General features: G+C 67.8%; 13 protein-coding genes. 1 reads left to right on the top strand and 12 read right to left on the bottom strand.

Annotated features, from left to right (window positions below; translation table 11 throughout):
- Positions 1-9: 9 nt before the first annotated feature.
- The 3 genes from AC1RAD_RS04405 to AC1RAD_RS04395 are packed head-to-tail and all read right to left on the bottom strand — an operon-like array spanning position 10 to position 4,331.
- Entirely contained in the window at positions 10-1,050 is a 1,041-nt protein-coding gene (locus AC1RAD_RS04405; RefSeq protein ID WP_492734041.1) for an ABC transporter ATP-binding protein, read from the bottom strand.
- A complete protein-coding gene (locus AC1RAD_RS04400; protein WP_492734040.1) occupies positions 1,047-3,320 on the bottom strand; it encodes an ABC transporter permease in 2,274 nt (757 codons plus the stop codon). Before AC1RAD_RS04400 ends, AC1RAD_RS04405 begins: the two co-directional genes overlap by 4 nt.
- Positions 3,321-4,331: an ABC transporter substrate-binding protein gene (locus AC1RAD_RS04395; RefSeq protein ID WP_062472650.1), complete on the bottom strand. Its 1,011-nt coding sequence runs from the start codon at positions 4,329-4,331 to the stop codon at positions 3,321-3,323.
- A 143-nt stretch (positions 4,332-4,474) separates the two neighbouring features.
- Here AC1RAD_RS04395 and zwf point away from each other — a divergent pair, with 143 nt between their 5' ends.
- Positions 4,475-5,947, top strand: a complete 1,473-nt coding sequence (gene zwf / locus AC1RAD_RS04390; RefSeq protein ID WP_062472648.1) for a glucose-6-phosphate dehydrogenase — start codon at positions 4,475-4,477, stop codon at positions 5,945-5,947.
- Positions 5,948-5,972: 25 nt separating this feature from the next.
- On the opposite strand, the gene ygiD is transcribed toward zwf, so the two are convergent.
- The 9 genes from ygiD to AC1RAD_RS04345 form a co-directional block, all read right to left on the bottom strand.
- Complete coding sequence (gene ygiD / locus AC1RAD_RS04385) at positions 5,973-6,878, bottom strand: 4,5-DOPA-extradiol-dioxygenase (RefSeq protein WP_492734039.1); 906 nt, start codon at positions 6,876-6,878, stop codon at positions 5,973-5,975.
- Positions 6,879-6,979: 101 nt separating this feature from the next.
- The gene (locus AC1RAD_RS04380) at positions 6,980-8,941 is read right to left on the bottom strand and encodes a glycosyltransferase family 2 protein (RefSeq protein ID WP_492734038.1); all 1,962 of its coding nucleotides are present in this window, start codon (positions 8,939-8,941) and stop codon (positions 6,980-6,982) included.
- Positions 8,938-9,978: an ABC transporter ATP-binding protein gene (locus AC1RAD_RS04375; RefSeq protein ID WP_492734037.1), complete on the bottom strand. Its 1,041-nt coding sequence runs from the start codon at positions 9,976-9,978 to the stop codon at positions 8,938-8,940. Before AC1RAD_RS04375 ends, AC1RAD_RS04380 begins: the two co-directional genes overlap by 4 nt.
- Complete coding sequence (locus AC1RAD_RS04370; RefSeq protein ID WP_062472640.1) at positions 9,975-11,045, bottom strand: ABC transporter ATP-binding protein; 1,071 nt, start codon at positions 11,043-11,045, stop codon at positions 9,975-9,977. The genes AC1RAD_RS04375 and AC1RAD_RS04370 overlap by 4 nt, the downstream gene beginning before the upstream one ends.
- A 20-nt stretch (positions 11,046-11,065) precedes the next feature.
- Entirely contained in the window at positions 11,066-11,977 is a 912-nt protein-coding gene (locus AC1RAD_RS04365; RefSeq protein ID WP_095948286.1) for an ABC transporter permease, read from the bottom strand.
- A gap of 105 nt (positions 11,978-12,082) precedes the next feature.
- Positions 12,083-13,663 carry an ABC transporter substrate-binding protein gene (locus AC1RAD_RS04360; RefSeq protein WP_070060000.1) on the bottom strand — a complete coding sequence of 527 codons (1,581 nt, stop codon included), beginning with the start codon at positions 13,661-13,663 and terminating at the stop codon, positions 12,083-12,085.
- Between the two features lie 31 nt (positions 13,664-13,694).
- Positions 13,695-14,969 (bottom strand): M20 aminoacylase family protein, encoded by a 1,275-nt coding sequence (locus AC1RAD_RS04355; protein ID WP_070060001.1) that lies wholly within the window; start codon positions 14,967-14,969, stop codon positions 13,695-13,697.
- Between the two features lies 1 nt (position 14,970).
- Positions 14,971-15,951 (bottom strand): ABC transporter permease, encoded by a 981-nt coding sequence (locus AC1RAD_RS04350; RefSeq protein WP_056573001.1) that lies wholly within the window; start codon positions 15,949-15,951, stop codon positions 14,971-14,973.
- Positions 15,952-16,135: 184 nt separating this feature from the next.
- Positions 16,136-17,380 carry a porin gene (locus AC1RAD_RS04345; RefSeq protein ID WP_159278462.1) on the bottom strand — a complete coding sequence of 415 codons (1,245 nt, stop codon included), beginning with the start codon at positions 17,378-17,380 and terminating at the stop codon, positions 16,136-16,138.
- Between the last annotated feature and the right edge of the window lie 90 nt (positions 17,381-17,470).

Below are 17,470 nucleotides of genomic sequence, written 5' to 3'. Positions count from 1 at the left end.
GCCATTGTTTCATGCGCCGGGCACCACGCTCACGCCATGGGTTCCGAGCGACAGGGTGGTCTGCGTGCCGGCCGCCAGCGGGCGCGACAGGTCGGTCGAGACCACGAAGACCGGCCCCAGCGGGGTGTCGAAGCCGTATTCGTAGAAGCTGCCCAGGTACGCCGACTTGCGCAGCGTGGCCGGCAGGCCGTCGAGCGCGCCGATGTCCCAGGCCTCGGGCCGCACCGCCACCTTCACCGTGCCGGGCACCACCGCGTAGCGCGGCTGCAGCCGCAGTGGGCCGAGCGTGACGCTGCCGTCTGCCTGTGCCACGGCCGGGAACACCATCGCCTCGCCCATGAAGCCGGCGACGAACTCGCTCTCGGGCCGGCCGTAGAGCTGCTCGGGCGTGCCGCGCTGGGCGATCACGCCGTGGTCCATGACGATGATCTGGTCGCTCACGGCCAGCGCCTCGCTCTGGTCGTGCGTCACGTAGGCCACGGTGAGCTTCAGGCGCTGCTGCAGCGAGCGGATTTCCTCGCGCATCTCGCGCCGCAGGCGGGCGTCGAGGTTCGACAGCGGCTCGTCGAACAGCAGCACCGCCGGCTCGAGCACCAGCGCGCGCGCCAGGGCCACGCGCTGCTGCTGGCCGCCCGACAGCTCGCTGGGCAGGCGCTCGTCGAAGCCGACCAGGCCCACGCCCCGGAGCGCCTCGCGCGCCCGCGCCGTGGCCTCGTCCTTCTTCACGCCGCTCATGCGCAGGCCGTAGCCCACGTTCTCGATCACGTTCATGTGCGGGAACAGCGCGTAGCTCTGGAACATCATGCTCACGTTGCGCTCGCCCGGGCCGAGCGTGGTGACGTCGCGCCCGCCCATGAAGATCGAGCCCGAGGTCGGCGATTCGAGCCCCGCGATCATGCGCAGCGTGGTCGTCTTGCCGCAGCCCGAGGGGCCGAGGATGGTGGTGAGCGTGCCCACGGGCACCTCGAAGCTGATGCCCTTGACGGCCATCGGGCCGTTCTTGTCCGTGCCGTAGCGCTTGGTGACGTTGCGGAATTCGATGCCGTTCATGCTGCCAGGCTTTCCATTTTGTGATGTCCCTCATGCGGAGGCACGGCCCCGCGCCGCCCCAGCTTGCGCTCCCCCACCACGAACTGCACCAGCGCAATGGCCAGCGACATCAGCACCATTAGCACCGTGCAGTAGGCGAGCGCGATGCCGTAGTCGCCGTTGCCGACGCGGCCGATGATGTAGGTGGTGGCCAGTTCGTTCTCGGCCGTGACCAGGAAGATCACGGCGCTCACCGTCGTCATGGCGCGCACGAAGCTGTAGACCAGCGCGGCCACCAGCGCCGGCTTGAGCAGCGGCAGCACCACCTTGAACAGCGTCTGCGAGGTCGATGCGCGCAGCATCAGCGAGGCCTCGTCGAGCGAGCGGTCGAGCTGCTTGAAGGCCGCCGTGCCGGCGCGCACGCCCACCGGCAGATTGCGGAACATGAAGCACAGCACGATGATGAGCCCGGTGCCCGTGAGCTCGAACGGCGGCACGTTGAAGGCCAGGATGTAGCTCACGCCCAGCACCGTGCCCGGGATCGCAAAGGCCAGCAGCGCGCCGAACTCGAAGGCACCCTGCCCCTTGAACTCGTTGCGCGCCAGCAGCCAGGCGATCAGCAGGCCCAGCGCCGCGGTGATCGGCGCCGAGATGCCGGCCAGCTTGAGCGTGGTGATCAGCGAGTTCCATGCCGTGCCGGCCCACACCAGCCCGAACTGGCCCCACTCCAGCGCGAAGGCGCTCTTGAAGTGGTTGAGCGTGAAGCTGTAGTCGCGCCCCCAGGTCTGCACGAAGCCGCCCGCGAAGGCGAACAGGTAGACCACGGCGGTGAAAGCGATCCACGGCAGCGCGATGCACTGGATGGTGCGACGCACGCCGTCGGGCAGCGCCATCGCGATGCCGGCGTCGCCCTTGCCGCTCACGGTCGTGTAGTTCTGCTTGCCGAGCAGGCCGCGCTGCAGCGCGAACACGCCGAGCGCGAACAGCGTGAGCACCCAGGCCAGCGACGCGGCGCGGCCCTGGTCGTACTGCGCGCCGACGATGGCGAAGAAGATGTCGGTCGACAGCACCGAGAACTGCCCGCCCACCACCACCGGGTTGCCGAAGTCCGCAATGCTTTCGATGAAGCCGACCAGGAAGGCGTTGGCCAGCCCGGGCTTGAGCAGCGGCAGCGTCACGGTGAAGAAGGCCCGGCGCCGGTCGGCGCGCAGCATCTGCGCGGCTTCTTCCAGGCTGGGCGCGATGCCCTGCACCACGCCGCGCATGATCATGAAGGCGATGGGCGTGAAGGCAAAGAGCTGCGCCACCAGCACGCCCGGCATGCCGTAGAACCAGCGCGTGGGCTCGATGCCGAAGACGTTCTCCAGCACCTGGTTGACGATGCCCGCACGGCCGAACAGCAAGATGAGGCCCAGGCCGACGACGAACGGCGGCGTGATGATCGGCAGCAGCGCCAGCACCCGCAATGCGCCCTGCCCGCGCCGGTTGCCGCGCTCGGCCATCAGCGCCATCAGCGTGCCCAGGAAGGTGGTCCCGGCCGCGGTGAGCAGCGCCAGCACCAGCGTGTTCCACGCCACGCCGCAGCGCACCCCGCCCGCCAGGCAACCCAGGCCCCAGATGCGCTCGGTGAACACGCGCGCCGCGAAGGCCGTGATCGACCACTGCCCGTCTTCGTTGAAGAAGGCGCCCGACAGCGCCCGGCTCACCGGGTAGGCGATGAACAGCGCCATCAGCACGCCGCAGCCGACCACCGAGGCAGACACGAACAGGTCACCCTTGAACAGGCCGAGCCGCGCCATGCCGAAGGCCGCCAGCAGCACCAACGCCGTGAGCGCCACGAAGCCGCCCGCGCCGATGCCGAACTGGTTGACGGCCAGTTCGCCGAACTGGGTGTTGAGCGCCGCGACGCTCCAGCCGCGCGCGCCGATGGTGAAACCCGCCACGGCCAGGCCGATGGCGCCGATCGCACCGCCCGCCAGCAGCCAGCGCCCCTGCGCCTTGCCGGCCGGCAGGGCCGCGCCGACGGCGCACAGCAGCAACCCGGCCAGCCCGATGAAGAGCCAGCTGCGGCCCTGCGTCGCGGCCTGCATCAGGCCGTTGGCGCCCTCTGCCTGCCCGAAGACATGCGGAACGGCTTCGTACCAGGTCGCATCCTGGATCGCATACCAGGGCAGCACGAGATAGGCCGCCAGGCCCAGCGCGACCCAGGCCCAGATCCATCGCCGCGCGCGCCGGGCGGCGGCCAGGGACGCCGGGTTGGCCGGCGCGCCTTCGTTGGAACGCGCCTGCACTTAGCGCGGCAGCGAGTTGACGTCTTTTTCCCAGCGCGCGATCAGGCGGCGGCGCTCGGCGCTGGCGCCGTACTTGGCGTAGTCGTAGTTGATGAACTTGATCTTCTTGAAGTCAGGAATGCGCGGATCGAGCTTGGCACTCGCGTTGCTCGGCAGCTGGAACTGCTTGTTGGCGGCGCCCAGCTCCTGCGCGGCGGGCGTGAGCGCCCATTCGTAGAACTTCTTGGCCGCATCGAGGTTGCGCGCGCCCTTGATGACGCTCATGGAGCCGATCTCGGCGCCGGTGCCGTCGCTGGGCGTGATGGTTTCGACCGGGAAGCCCTGCATCTTCTCGCCCGGGCCGTCGTGCACAAAGCTGATGGAGATCGCGGTTTCGCCGCGCGCCACCGCCTTGATCGGGCCGGTGCCCGAGCGCGTGTACTGGCCGACGTTCTTGTGCAGCGCCTTGAGGTAGTCGAAGGCCTTGTCCTCGCCCATGAGCTGCACCAGCGTGGCGATCATGGTGTAGGCCGTGCCGCTCGACGCGGGGTTGGCCACCTGGATGTCGCCCTTGTACTCGGGCTTGAGCAGGTCGGCCCAGGTCTTGGGCACGGGCAGCTTCTTCTTGGCCAGCAGCTCGGGGTTGTAGCCGAAGCCCAGCGGGCCCGAGTAGATGCCCACGGTCTTGTAGCCCGACTGCTTGGCCTGCTGCTGCGCCCAGGGATGCAGCTGCGTGAGCGTGGGCGACTTGTATTCGAGCGTGAGCCCCTGCTCGGCCGCCTGCAGGTGCGGGTCGCCCGTGCCGCCGAACCAGACGTCGGTCTTGGGGTTGTCCTTCTCGGCGATGAGCTGGGCCAGCGCCTCGCCCGAGCCCTTGAGCGCCATGTTGATGCGCACGCCCGTGGTGCGGGCGTAGACGGTGGAGATCACGTTGCACCACTCGGCCTGCACCGAGCAGATGACGTTGACGGTCTGCGCCGACGCGGCGGCCGACAGACCCAGCAGCGCGGCTGCCGTGAAAAGCTTCTTCATTGGTATTCCCCTGCCTCGGCAATAAAAAAAGGCCTCGCGGCCATGGGACAGCGTAGCTTTAGTACAGGTGTGCCGAATCGGTACAAGTACCATCGCGACTGGCACGTTGCCTGCTCGGCATTCAGACAAAGGAAAGTTTTCTCATGAGCTTCGATCTCGTTCTGTTCGGCGGTACTGGCGACCTTGCGTGGCGCAAGCTGATGCCCGCGCTGTTCCAGGCCTTCAGGCACGGCAGCCTGCCGCAGGACGGGCGCATCGTCGGCGTGGCGCGCGACGACCTGTCGGACGACCAGTACCGCGAGCTGATCCAGTCGCGCTTCAGCGCCGTCGAAGGCGCCAAGCGCCCCTCCCCCGAGGAGTTCAAGAAGTTCGCGTCCATGCTGCACTACCTGCGCATGGACCTGTCCAAGCCCGCCGACTACGCCAGCCTGGCCGACCTGCTCAAGCAGCGCGACGCCAAGACGGTCGTGATGTACGTGGCCACGGCGCCCGCGCTCTTCACGCAGGTGGTCGAGCAGATCGCCGCCGCCGGGCTCAACGGCCCGCGCACCCGCGTCGTGCTCGAAAAGCCGCTGGGCCACGACCTGGCCTCGAACCGCGCCATCAACGCCGCGGTGGGCAAGGTGCTCGAGGAGAAGCAGGTCTTTCGCATCGACCACTACCTGGGCAAGCCCTCGGTGCAGAACCTGTTCGCGATGCGCTTCGGCAATGCCCTCTTCGAGCCCATCTGGCGCCGCGAGCACATCGCCAACATCCAGATCACCATGGCCGAGGACCTGGGCGTGGAAAAGCGCGGTGCCTTCTACGACCAGACCGGCGCGCTGCGCGACATGGTGCAGAACCACGCGCTGCAGCTGCTGTGCGCCGTGGCCATGGAGCCGCCCATCAACGCGCACGCCGACGCCATCCGCGACGAAAAGCTCAAGGTGCTGCGCGCCCTCAAGCCCTGGACGCCCGAGAGCCTGGGCCTGCACGCGGTGCGCGGCCAGTACACGGCCGGCACGGCCTACGGCGAGCGGGTGCAGGGCTACCGCGACGAGCCGGGCGTGAACCCCGACAGCCGCACCGAAACCTTCGTGGCGCTGCGCACCGAAATCGCCAACTGGCGCTGGGCCGGCGTGCCCTTCTACATCCGCACCGGCAAGCGGCTGGCCTCGCGCGACGCGCGCATCGAGGTCAACTTCCGCCCCACGCCGCACGCCATCTACCGCGCACCGGCGGGCAACGTGAACAAGCTGGTGATCAACCTGCAGCCCAAGGACGGCCTGGAGCTGCACATGCTCGCGCAGGCGCAGGACAACCGCCAGCGCGGCGGCAACGGCCACGCCAGCGCCGCGCAACTGGCGCCGGTGCAGCTCGACCTGGACTTCGACAAGCGCTTCGGCGCCGAACGCGTGGGTGCCTACGAACGCCTGCTGCTGGACGTGATCGACGGGCGCCTCAACCTGTTCGTGCGCAGCGATGAGCAGGAAGAAGCCTGGCGTTGGGTCGAGCCGCTCATCGACTCCTGGGAGTCCGACGGCGGCCCGCGCCCTTATGCGGCCGGCACCTGGGGCCCCAGCGCCTCGAGCGCCATGATCGCGCGCGACGGCTTCGCCTGGGGCGAGGAGCAGTAGCGCCGACGCCGAATGCGCCGCGCCTTCAGCCGAACTGAAGGCAGCGCATGCTGAGCGTGCCCGACTGGAAGCCTTCGTAGACCGTCTTCGCACGCTCGCCCGGCGCCGCAGCGCCCAAGGCATACAGGAAGGGAAAGTAGTGGTCCGGCGTGGCCACGGCGGTCGACGCCCCTTCGAGTTTTTCGTAGCCGATGAGCGCGCGGTCGTCCCGGCCGGCCAGCGCGGCCTTCACCGCCTCGTCGAACGACTGCGCCCACGGGCGGCTCGCCTTCGGGCCATCGGGCGTGCCGCGGTCGGTGGCGCGCAGGTTGTGCACCACGTTGCCGCTGCCCATCACGAGCACGCCCCGGTCGCGCAAGGCCGCTAGGTCGCGCCCCACCGCATGGTGGAACGCCGCCGGTTTGTCGTAATCGATGCTGAGTTGGAAAACCGGCACGTCGGCCTTCGGGTACAGGTGCTTGAGCACGGTCCAGGTGCCGTGGTCCAGCCCCCACTGCTCGGTGGCGATCACCGGCGCCTGCTTGACGGCGCCGATCGTTTCGCGCGCGAGCGCGGGATGGCCCGGTGCCGGGTACTCGATGTCGAACAGCGCCTGCGGAAAGCCGCCGAAATCGTGGATCGTCTTGGGCCGCGTCTGCACCGTGACCCCGGTCGCGCCCTGGCTGAGCCAGTGCGCCGACACGCTGAGGATCGCCGTGGGGCGCGGCAGCTCGCGGCCCCAGGCAGCGAGGCGGCGGGTGAAGGCGTTGTCCGCCAGCGCATTCATCGGCGAGCCGTGGCCGATGAAGATGACGGGCATGCGGCGCGCCGGTGCTGCGCCAGCCGCGTGCGCGATCTCGGTCATCGACGCCAGCGCGGCGGTCGCGCCCAGCGCCGAGCCCATGAGAAAGCCGCGGCGGCCGAGCAGGCGGGTCATCGGGGTGGAGGTCATCGTGTCAGGGGGTGTGGGTTCGAGGCCAACCCGGGACTGTGCAACAGAGTGACGGCAGGGAAAGTGCGTTTACGCACACCGTCCGGCGCAAGGTCCATGCTTCACGGCACGAATGCACGCAGGCGCTCGCCCAGCGGCGCCAGGAAATCGCGCAGCAAGGGCTCGCGCATCAGCGTGTCGAGGTAGCCTGGCGCCAGTCGCCCGTTCTCCGCATACACCGCCAGCACGCGCAGGCTCTCGCCGCGCAGCACGGTGGTCGCGTGGACGTCGCCCTGCCGCTCGCAGGCGCTCGCCATGTCGCGCAGCAGCGCCGTGGCATCGTCGGCGTCGGGCGCCCATTGCTGGCCGTAGAGCCGGGCCAGCCGCTGCGCCTCGGCGGACGGCACGTCGGGGAAGACCAGGGGCAGCAGACGCTCTCGCACACGGGTCAGCGCCGTCACATCGGTTTCCGTGAGGCCCGCGGCATGGCGGCGCGTCAGGTGGCTCAGGTTCATGCCGAGGTTGGCGAGCCGCACACCGCCGCGCACCAGTTCCAGCAGCAGGCCGAGCCATGCGAACCGGCCGAGCGTGGCGTCGAAGCCGAGCCCGCGTTGCTGGATGCGCGGCAGCGACAGCATCAGGCCGCCCATCAACAGCGGTTGTTCGTGCGGCAGATGCGCCAACAGCGCGGCCAGGATCTGGTCGTGCATCTCCGGCAGGCGCTGCATCGGTGGTTCCGCGTCGCCATCGCGGGTGTACCAGGCACCGACCGCGCCGATCTCCGGCGACGCGCGCAGGAACGCGGACTGCACCTGCAGGCGCTCGGGCGCACAGCGCACGGTCGGTGCCCACAGCGCCAGCGTGTCGCCGCGCGCCTGCATCAACCCCCACTGCGCAGCCGCTGCCCAGCCCATTGGGACGGGCGCCTGCAACAGCTGCAACCCCGCCAGCCGCGGGTCGGCGGCCATGCGCGCGCGAACCACGTCGACGGTGGCATCGGTGGAGCCGTCGTCCACCAGGATGATCTGGTGCGGTGCGAGGCTTTGCTCGGCGATCGATGCGAGGGCCTCCGCGACATCGGCTTCGTCGTCTCGCGTCACCATCAGGACGGCCACCTGCGAGGCAGGCTCAGCCGTATTCCGTGCCTGCTGCCCCACCCATCGCTGCCGGGCCGCCGCAAGGTAGCGCTGCATCGCCCCCGCCAGCACCTCATGCTGGGGCGGCAAGGATTGCAACGCCCGCGGCCCGGCGATTTCCAGCGCGCGCCGCCGCGGCGCATCGGCCACCAGCGCGCGCACGCGGTCGACCAGCTCGTCCTTCGTGCACCCTTCGACCGTGTCGCGCAGCACGGGCGGAATCTCGGAATGCGGATACAGCTCCGACACCACGGCCTTGCGGTGCCGCAGCAGGATCGACAGGCGCGGCAGCTCCACGGTGCTGGAGTGGTCGGCCTTGCGCATGTTCAGCCCGACCTTGGCGCGCGGCAGCAAGGCGTCGCGCTGCGACGGCGTCCAGGCGGTGCCGAAGGGGTAGGCCACGCGCAGTCCGGCGGCCGTCAGTGCTTCCAGCACCTGCAGCCGCCGGGGCGTCGTCTCGCCGAAGAAGATGACGTCGATGTCCTGCTGCGCGTCGTCCAGCACTTCGGACGCCGGCAGCAGCGGCGTGGCCATCGGCTCGAAGCCCGGGCCCACGTAATCCGACCGATGGATGCCCAGCGCCGGGTGGTGCACCATGTTCTCGAGGCTGTACTCCCACACGTGGGCGCGCTGCAGCAGCCGTTGGTAGCCGGGCATCTCCGCGAGCAACGCGGGCAGGGCCGGCTCGAAGTTGACGACGATCGCGTTCGGCGGCAGCTCGTCGTCCGAGGGCAGGCTCAGGCCCATCGCGAAAAAGAAGAGGTTGATGTCCTCGTTGTCGACACCCGGCCCCGGCGCAATGCTTGTGGTGTAGCCGAGGCGTTCGCAGGCGAGGCGAAAGCCCTCCATCACCTCCCGCACGTTCTCGTTGCCCAGCGAGCAGAAGCGCAGGTGCGGCCGGTACGGAAAGTCCGCCGGCCAGCCCTGCGGGCTGCCGCCTTCACTCACACACGGCCTTCCTCCACCGCATGGCAGGCCACCTGCACGCCCTTCAGGCTCAGCAGCTGGGGCCGCTCCGTCGAGCAGCGCGCATTCGCATGCGGGCAGCGCGGATGAAAGGCACAACCGGTCGGCGGATTCAGCGGATTCGGCACTTCGCCTTGCACCGGCGTGCGCGCACGGCCGGTGTGCTTCATCTGCGGGATCGCGTCGAGCAGCATGCGGGTGTACGGATGCTGCGGCTCGGCGAAGAGTTTCTGCTTGTCGGCCACCTCGACCAGCCGGCCCAGGTACATCACGCCGACCTGATCGGCCACGTGGCGCACCACCGCAAGGTTGTGCGAGATGAACAGGTACGTCAGGCCCTGCTCGCGCTGCAGGTCCTTCATGATGTTGAGCACCTGCGCCTGCACGCTCACGTCGAGCGCCGAGGTGGGCTCGTCGCACACGAGGAACTCGGGCTGCGTGGCGAGCGCGCGCGCGATGGAGATGCGCTGGCGCTGGCCGCCCGAGAACTGGTGCGGGTACTTGCTCATGTCCAGCGGCGAGAGACCGACCGACTGCAGCAGCTCGCCCACGCGCTGGCGCAATGCGTCCTTGTCGCTCAGGATGCCGTGCTCGCGCAGCGGCTCGCCGATGATGTCCTCGACGATCCAGCGCGGGTTGAGGCTCGCGTAGGGGTCCTGGAAGATCATCTGGATGCGGCGGCGCAGCTGACGGCCTTCGGGCGTCTTGAACGCGGCATGCGCGTCCTGCCCGTCGAACTGGAGGCCGCCGCGCGTGGGCGCATACAGGCCCACCAGCAGGCGCGCCACGGTGCTCTTGCCGCAGCCCGATTCGCCGACCAGCGCGAGCGTCTTGCCACGCTCGATGGAAAAGCTCACGCCGTCGACCGCGTGCAGCAGCACGCGCGGCTTGCGTTCGAGCACGCGGTTGAGCCAGGGCGGCGACACGTCGAAGGTGCGCGCGAGGTCGTGCGCGACCACAAGCGGCTCGCCGGTCTTTGTCGCCGCAGCGTCCTTGCGGGGTTCGATCACGGCGCTCATCGGGTCACCTCCGCCAGGGGTTCGGCCGCCTCGGGCGTGGCGCGCTCGCCGGCCGCCAGGGCATCGTGGTGCTGCGCGGCGATCTCGGCCTGGCCCGCATGCGGGTCGGCGGCATCGTGCAGCCAGCAGGAGGCGCGCGTGGCGCCCGCGTGCATCAGCTCGGGCCGTTCGGTCAGGCAACGTGCGAAGGTGCGCGGGCAGCGCGGGTTGTAGGCGCAGCCGGTGGGGATGGCATTGAGCCGCGGCATGGCGCCGTCGATCTGGTTGAGCCGTTCGCGGTCGCTCGTCATGTCGGGGATCGACGCCATCAGGCCCGAGGTGTAGGGATGCGCGGGCTGGTGGATCACCTCGTGCACCGGGCCGATCTCGGCGATGCGGCCCGCATACATCACGGCCACGCGGTCGCAGGTCTCGGCGATCACGCCCATGTCGTGCGTGATGAGCATCACTGCCGCGCCACGTTCCTTGCAGACCTGCTTGAGCAGCTGGATGATCTGCGCCTGGATCGACACGTCGAGCGCGGTGGTCGGCTCGTCGGCCACGATGAGCTTGGGCTCGGCCGCGAGCGCCAGGGCAATCACCACGCGCTGGCGCATGCCGCCCGAGAACTGGTGCGGGAAGTGATCGATGCGCTGTTCGGCGGCGGGAATGCCGGTGTCCTGCAGCAGGCCGATGGCGCGCTTGCGCGCTTCCGACTCGGTCACGGGCAGGTGGGTGCGGATGGTCTCGATGAGCTGGCGACCCACGGTGTACAGCGGGTTCAGCGAGGTCAGCGGATCCTGGAAGATCGCGCCGATCTTGCGGCCGCGGATGGGGCGCATCGCATCGAAACCGAGGTTGTCGATGCGTTGGCCCTCGAGCAGGATCTCGCCGCCGGCCACGCGGCCCGGCGGTTCGAGCAGGCCGATGATGGCCGCGCCGGTGAGCGACTTGCCCGCGCCCGATTCACCCACCACGCCGAGGATTTCACCGGGCGCGATGTCGAAGGAAATGCGGTCGAGCGCGCGCAGCGTGCCGCGGCGGTTCGGAAATTCGACGACGAGGTCTTTGACCTGGAGCAGCGTCATGAGGCGTTCTCCTTTTCTGTTCAGCGCAAGCGCGGATTGAGCGCGTCGCGCAGCCAGTCGCCGAGCAGGTTCACGCTGAGTGCGATCAGCACCAGCATCAGGCCCGGGAACACCGTGATCCACCATTCACCCGAGAACAGGTACTGGTTGCCGATGCTGATGAGCGTGCCCAGCGAAGGCGAGGTCGGCGGCACGCCGACGCCCAGGAACGAGAGCGTGGCCTCGGTGATGATCGCGGTCGCGACCTGGATGGTGGCCAGCACCATCACCGGCCCCATCACGTTGGGCAGCACGTGGCGCAGCATGATGCGCAGCGGCGCCACGCCGGTGACGCGCGCGGCCTGCACGTACTCCTTGTTGCGCTCCACCAGCGTGGAGCCGCGCACGGTGCGCGCGTACTGCACCCAGCCCGTGAGCGAGATCGAAATGATCAGCACGCCGAAGGCCAGCGATTCGTGCGCGCCGGGAAAGAGCGCACGGCCGACGCCGGCGATAAGCAGCGCGACCAGGATGGGCGGGAACGACAGCATCACGTCGCACACGCGCATGAGGAAGGAGTCGAGCCAGCCGCCGAAGAAGCCGGCCAGCAGGCCGAGCACCACGCCGACGACCACCGACAGCACCACCGACACCACGCCGACGATCAGCGAGATGCGCGCGCCGTAGATCACGGCCGAAAGAATGTCGCGGCCCTGGTCGTCGGTGCCGAGGATGTATTTGGTGGAGCCTTCGGCGCTCCACGCCGGTGGCAGGCGGGCGTCACCAAGTTCGAGGGTGGCGAGGTCGAAGGGGTTGTGCGGCGACACCCATCCGGCGAACACCGAACAGAAGACGCACACCAGCGCAATGACGGCGGCGGCGATCGCCACCGGCGAGGTGCGGAAGCTGTAGCCGACATCGCTGTCGAGCCAGCGAGCAAGGGTTTTTTTCATCGCCGGGCCGCGTGGGGGTTATTTTTCATCGTGAGGCAAAAAAAGAATGGGCCCGCAAGAAGCGGGCCCATGGTCGGGCCGCTCAGGCAGCGGCCCACGGTCGACTTACTTGATGCTCATCCACTTGAAGTACATGAAGTTGTCGGCCAGTTGCACCAGCTCGACCTTCTTGCTCACGCCCCAGGCCAGCGACTGCTGATGCAGCGGCAGGTGGCCGATGTCGTCGGTGTGGACCTTGAAGGCTTCCTTGATCATCTCGTTGCGCTTGGCCTTGTCCGACTCGGACTGGATCTTCTTGGTCAGCTCATCCAGCTTCGGATTGCAATAGGCGCCCAGGTTGAACTGGCCCGTGCCCTTGTCGTCGGGACACGAGGTGAGCGAGCTCAGCGCGTTGTGCGAGTCGTAGGTGGTCGGGGTCCAGCCCAGCATGTAGAAGCTGGTGTCGCGGCGCAGGATCTTCGGGAAGTAGGTGCCCTTGGTCTCGGCCACGAGGTTGATCTTGACGCCGATCTTGGCCAGGTTGGCGGCCACGCTCTGGCAGATCTGGCCGTCGTTGACGTAGCGGTCGTTCGGGCAGTTCATCGAGACTTCGAAGCCGTTGGGGTAGCCGGCTTCGGTCAGCAGCTTCTTGGCGGCATCGACATCGAAGGGCAAGCGCTTGTCCTGGTCGGCGGTCCAGCCATTGATGCCCGGGCCGACGAGCAGCGCAGTGGGCTTGGAGGCGCCGCGCATCACGGTGCGCTGGATGCCGGCGATGTCGATGGCCTGGTAGAAGGCCTGGCGCACGCGCTTGTCCTTGAACGGGTTCTTGCCCTTCACGTTCGAGTACTGCAGCTCGTCACGCTTCTGGTCCATGCCCAGGAAGATGGTGCGCATCTCGGGGCCGGTGATGACGCGGGCGTTGGGTGCGGCATTGATGCGCGCGATGTCCTGCACGGGCACGGGCTCCATCACATCGACTTCGCCGGAGACCAGCGCGGCCACGCGGGTCGCGGGGTTGGCGATGGGCGTGAACACGATCTCCTGCGCGTTGCCGTCGATCTTGCCCCAGTAGGTGCCGTTGCGCGTGAACACGGTGCGCACGTTGGGCTGGCGTTCGCGCACGCGGAACGGGCCGGTGCCGTTGGCCTTGAACGAAGCGGTGTTCTCGATGCCCTTGCGGCGGTCGACGGGCTTGGTGGCCTGGTTTTCCTCGCACCACTTCTTGCTCATGATCATGGTGAGCGAGATCACGTCGGGCAGGATCGGGAAGGGGCCGTTGGTTTCGATTTCGACGGCGAGGTCGCCGACCTTGCGCACGGCCTTGATCTCGCTGAGCGTGGCCTTCATGTCGGAGCCGTCGCCCTGCGCACGCGCGAAGCTGAACACCACGTCGTCGGCGCTGAACGGCGTGCCGTCGTGGAACACCACGCCCTTGCGCAGTTCGAAGCGCCATACGTTCGGCGAGGTCTGCTTCCAGCTCGTGGCCAGCAGCGGTGCCAGGCTCAGGTCCTTGTTGCGGCCCACGAGAGTTTCATAGACGTTGGCGGTGACGCTCAGTTGCAGCGACTCGTTGAGCGAGTGCGGGTCGAGCGACAGGGCGTCGCCCTGGTTCGCGATGCGGATGGTCTGCGCGCTGGCGACCATGCTGACGGCGCCCAGGGCGCACAGGACAGCGACCGCAGCCGCTTGCTTCTTGAAACTCATGGGAACACTCCTCGGGTTGAAATCGAACACATCACGGCGCCGCGGTGGCGGCGGCTTTCCCTGGCTGCAGGCTGCGGGTAGCAGCCAGCGGCATGCCCTGCTCGATCAGGCCCGCATGCAGTGCGGCGCCCAACGGCAGGATCTCGTCATTGAAGTCGTAGCGGCTGTTGTGCAGGAAGGCGCCGCTGCGGGCGTCCTGGCCGATGCGCAGATAGGCACCGGCCTTCTTCTGCAGCATGAAGGAAAAATCTTCGGCACCCATGCTGGGCTCCAGGTTGCGATCGACGTTCTTCGCGCCGACCAGCGCCTGCGCCACGTCGGCCGCGAACATCGCTTCGGGCGCGGTGTTGATCGTGGCCGGGTAGATGCGTTCGTACTTGATCGTCGCGGTCGCGCCAAAACCGGTGGCAATGGCCGTGCACAGCTCGCTCAGTCGCTGCTCGACCTGCGCCTGCACGCGCGCACTGAAGGTGCGCACGGTGCCGACCAGCGTGGCCTCGCCCGGGATCACGCTCATGGCGCCGAGGTCGCCGGCCTGCACGGCGCAGATGCTGACGACGGCCGCGTCGATGGGGCGCACGCTGCGCGACACGATGGTCTGCGCGGCGGTGATGATGTGCGCGGCCACCACGACGGGATCGATGGTCTGGTAGGCATGCGCGCCGTGGCCGCCCTTGCCCTTGATCTCGATCGTCACGCGATCGGCCGCGGCCATCATGGCGCCGCGGTTGATGCCGACGGTGCCGGCCGGCATCGCGGGCCAGTTGTGCATCGCATAGACAGCGTTCACCGGGAAGCGGTCGAACAGGCCGTCTTCAATCATCACGCGCGCACCGGCCAAGCCTTCTTCGCCGGGCTGGAAGATCAGCACGGCGGTGCCGTCGAAGTCGCGCGTCTCGGCCAGGTAGCGCGCGGCGCCGACCAGCATGGCGGTGTGGCCGTCGTGGCCGCAGCCGTGCATCAGGCCGTCGTTGGCAGAGCGCCAGCCGAAGTCGTTGTCCTCGCGCATGGGCAGCGCGTCCATGTCGGCGCGCAGGCCGATCATGCGGCCGCTGGCCGTCGACTTGCCGCGGATGACGCCGACGACACCGGTCTTGCCGATGCCCTCGTGGATCTCGTCCACACCGCAGGCACGCAGCGCCTCGCGCACGCGGCCCGCCGTGTAGACCTCTTCGAAGCCGAGCTCGGGGTGGGCATGCAGATCGCGGCGAAAGGCCGTGATCTCGGGGTAGAAGCTGGCGATGTGCGCGAAGGCCCGGCCGGAGGCCTGCAGGCGCGGCGTTGCGGCAGCTGTTGCGACACTCACCTCAGTGGCCTCCCGCCTTGCCCACGCGCAGCCGGGGATCGACCACGAAGTACAACAGGTCGACCACGAGGTTGATCACCACGAAGATCAGTGCGATCAGGCACAGATAGGCGGCCATCACGGGGATGTCCGCGAAGGTCACGGCCTGGATGAAGAGCAGCCCCATGCCGGGCCACTGGAACACCGACTCCGTGATGATGGCAAAGGCGATCAGGCCGCCGAGCTGCAGGCCGGTGATGGTCATGACCGGCACCAGCGTGTTCTTGAGTGCGTGGCCGAAGTGGATCGCGCGGTTCGACAGGCCCCGTGCGCGCGCGAACTTGATGTAGTCGGTGCGCAGCACCTCGAGCATCTCGGCGCGCACCAGTCGCATGATCAGCGTGAGCTGGAAGATCGCCAGCGTCACCGCCGGCAGGATGATGTGGTGCCAGCCGTCGGCCTTGAACAGGCCGCTGGTCCACCAGCCGAACTGCACCGTGTCGCCGCGCCCGAAGCTCGGGAACCAGCCCAGCGTCACGGCGAAGACGAGGATCAGCAGGATGCCGATCAGGAAGGTGGGCAGCGACACGCCGAGCAGCGAGACGGTCATGAACACCTGGCTCATGAAGGTGCCGCGGCGCAGGGCGGTGTAGACGCCCATCGGAATGCCGACGAACAGGGCCAGGGCCGCGGCCACGAGCGCGAGTTCGAGCGTGGCCGGGAAGCGCTCGCCGATCAGGCGCGACACCTTGGCGCCCTGGCGCAGGCTCAGTCCGAATTCGCCTTGCGCGGCGTTGACGAGGAAGTGCCAGAACTGCACGAAGAAGGGTCGGTCGAGCCCCAATGCGGCGCGCATTTCACGGATCTGGTCGGGCTTGGCATCCTGCCCCAGCAGGAACACGACCGGGTCGCCGACATATTGAAAGAGGAGGAAGGCAATGAACGCAACCGCGATCATCACGATCACGGCCTGGATCAGGCGGCGCAGTACAAAGGCAGTCATTCAGCAACAAGAGTGATCGCGGCATGCTAGCAGTGCAAGCAGCGTGCCCGCACGGGGGTTCCCCGGGGGTGGAGGCGCAATTTTTACGGGTGAGAACAGGCGCGCGCCAAAAGAAAAAGCCACCCGGCTTGCGCCGGGTGGCTTTCAGTCTTTCGATTCGAAGCTGGCTTGCGCCAGCATCAAATTAGAAAGCGTGACGGATACCGAAGTCGTAGCCGGTCGAGGTCTTCGGGGTGAAGCCACCCGTGGTCACGAAAGCCGGGCCGCCGACGGTCAGAGCTGCACCGTTCTTGTTGCTCACGCGAGCAACGGTAGCGTACAGAGCCGTGCGCTTCGACAGGTTGTGCACGTAGCCGATAGCCAGCTTGTTGGCCTTCGGGTCAGCAACTGCGGGCTGGAACAGCACTGCGGGCTGGTTGTAGTCGTACTTGACGCTCGAGTACGAAGCGCGGATCAGGCCAGCACCGACCGGCACGGTCACGCCGAGCAGGTAACCGGTCAGGTCGATGTCAGGACGGCCGCCGGCGAACGGGGTGACTTCGTAGTCAACCTTGTTCTTGGCGCGCGACAGTTCACCGAACAGCTTCACGGGACCGAAGTCGTACGAAGCGCCCAGGTTCAGCGTGTTGACCTTGGTGGTCGTGCCGACGTAGAACTGGTCACCCACGGTGCTGCTGCCGTAAGCCAGAGCAACGTCCAGGGGGCCGTTGGCGTAGCCGAAGCGACCGCCGACGTAACGACCTTGACGCTGGCTGTTAGCCACATCAGGCGTTGCCAGGCCAGGGCTGTACTTGGTCTTCTCAGCGAAGCCGTACTGCACTTGACCGTAGAAACCACCCAGGTTCGGCGGCAGGAAGTAGCCGATGGTGTTGCTGGCGCGGACGTAGTTGCTGGAGCCAACGTTGGTGAACGGAGCGGTCGAAGCAGCGGGGGTACCGAATGCGCCGAACGAGCCATTGGCCGTCGAGATCAGGTTGGTGCCAACGCCGTTGGTGCCGAACGGATCGAACACGGTGTCGTTCCAGAACGTCGGGGTGTAGTCACGGCCCAGACGGATTTCACCGAAACCGCCCGACAGGCTCACGGTCGAACGACGTGCGAACGTGGCGATGCCTTCTTGGCCGTTGTCGTTGCTGATCGGAGCTTCGAGCCAGAAGCTGGCGGCCAGGCCACCACCGAGGTCTTCCGTACCACGGAAGCCCAGACGGCTGGAGTTGTAGCCCGAGTTAGCCAGTTCGCGACGGCTTGCCTTGACGCTGCCCTTGTTCAGGTAGAACGGGTTCAGGAAGGTGGCACCGTTCAGGTCACGCGAGGTGGACGAGTAGCCGCTGATCGACGCGTCGACCACACCAAACAGCGTGACGGACGACTGAGCCGAGGCAACACCGGCAACAGCCAGGGCAGCCAGAGCAACTAGAGATTTTTTCATTGCAAGTTTCTCCAAGGTTAAACATAGGGCTCCGGTGCGAAGGGCTCACCGTGACTGGCACTTTTGTGCTCCCACCGGACCCCGGGCCAA

This window comes from Variovorax sp. GW823-FHT04B03, assembly GCF_058796495.1.
This window is presented reverse-complemented; position numbering and strand designations above follow the sequence as displayed.

Coding starts and splice junctions, on each gene's coding strand:
- AC1RAD_RS04345 (WP_159278462.1), bottom strand. CDS start 17,380: ATGAAAAAATCTCTAGTTGCTCTGGCTGCCCTGGCTGTTGCCGGTGTT.
- AC1RAD_RS04405 (WP_492734041.1), bottom strand. CDS start 1,050: ATGAACGGCATCGAATTCCGCAACGTCACCAAGCGCTACGGCACGGAC.
- AC1RAD_RS04365 (WP_095948286.1), bottom strand. CDS start 11,977: ATGAAAAAAACCCTTGCTCGCTGGCTCGACAGCGATGTCGGCTACAGC.
- ygiD (WP_492734039.1), bottom strand. CDS start 6,878: ATGACCTCCACCCCGATGACCCGCCTGCTCGGCCGCCGCGGCTTTCTC.
- zwf (WP_062472648.1), top strand. CDS start 4,475: ATGAGCTTCGATCTCGTTCTGTTCGGCGGTACTGGCGACCTTGCGTGG.
- AC1RAD_RS04370 (WP_062472640.1), bottom strand. CDS start 11,045: ATGACGCTGCTCCAGGTCAAAGACCTCGTCGTCGAATTTCCGAACCGC.
- AC1RAD_RS04375 (WP_492734037.1), bottom strand. CDS start 9,978: ATGAGCGCCGTGATCGAACCCCGCAAGGACGCTGCGGCGACAAAGACC.
- AC1RAD_RS04395 (WP_062472650.1), bottom strand. CDS start 4,331: ATGAAGAAGCTTTTCACGGCAGCCGCGCTGCTGGGTCTGTCGGCCGCC.
- AC1RAD_RS04350 (WP_056573001.1), bottom strand. CDS start 15,951: ATGACTGCCTTTGTACTGCGCCGCCTGATCCAGGCCGTGATCGTGATG.
- AC1RAD_RS04360 (WP_070060000.1), bottom strand. CDS start 13,663: ATGAGTTTCAAGAAGCAAGCGGCTGCGGTCGCTGTCCTGTGCGCCCTG.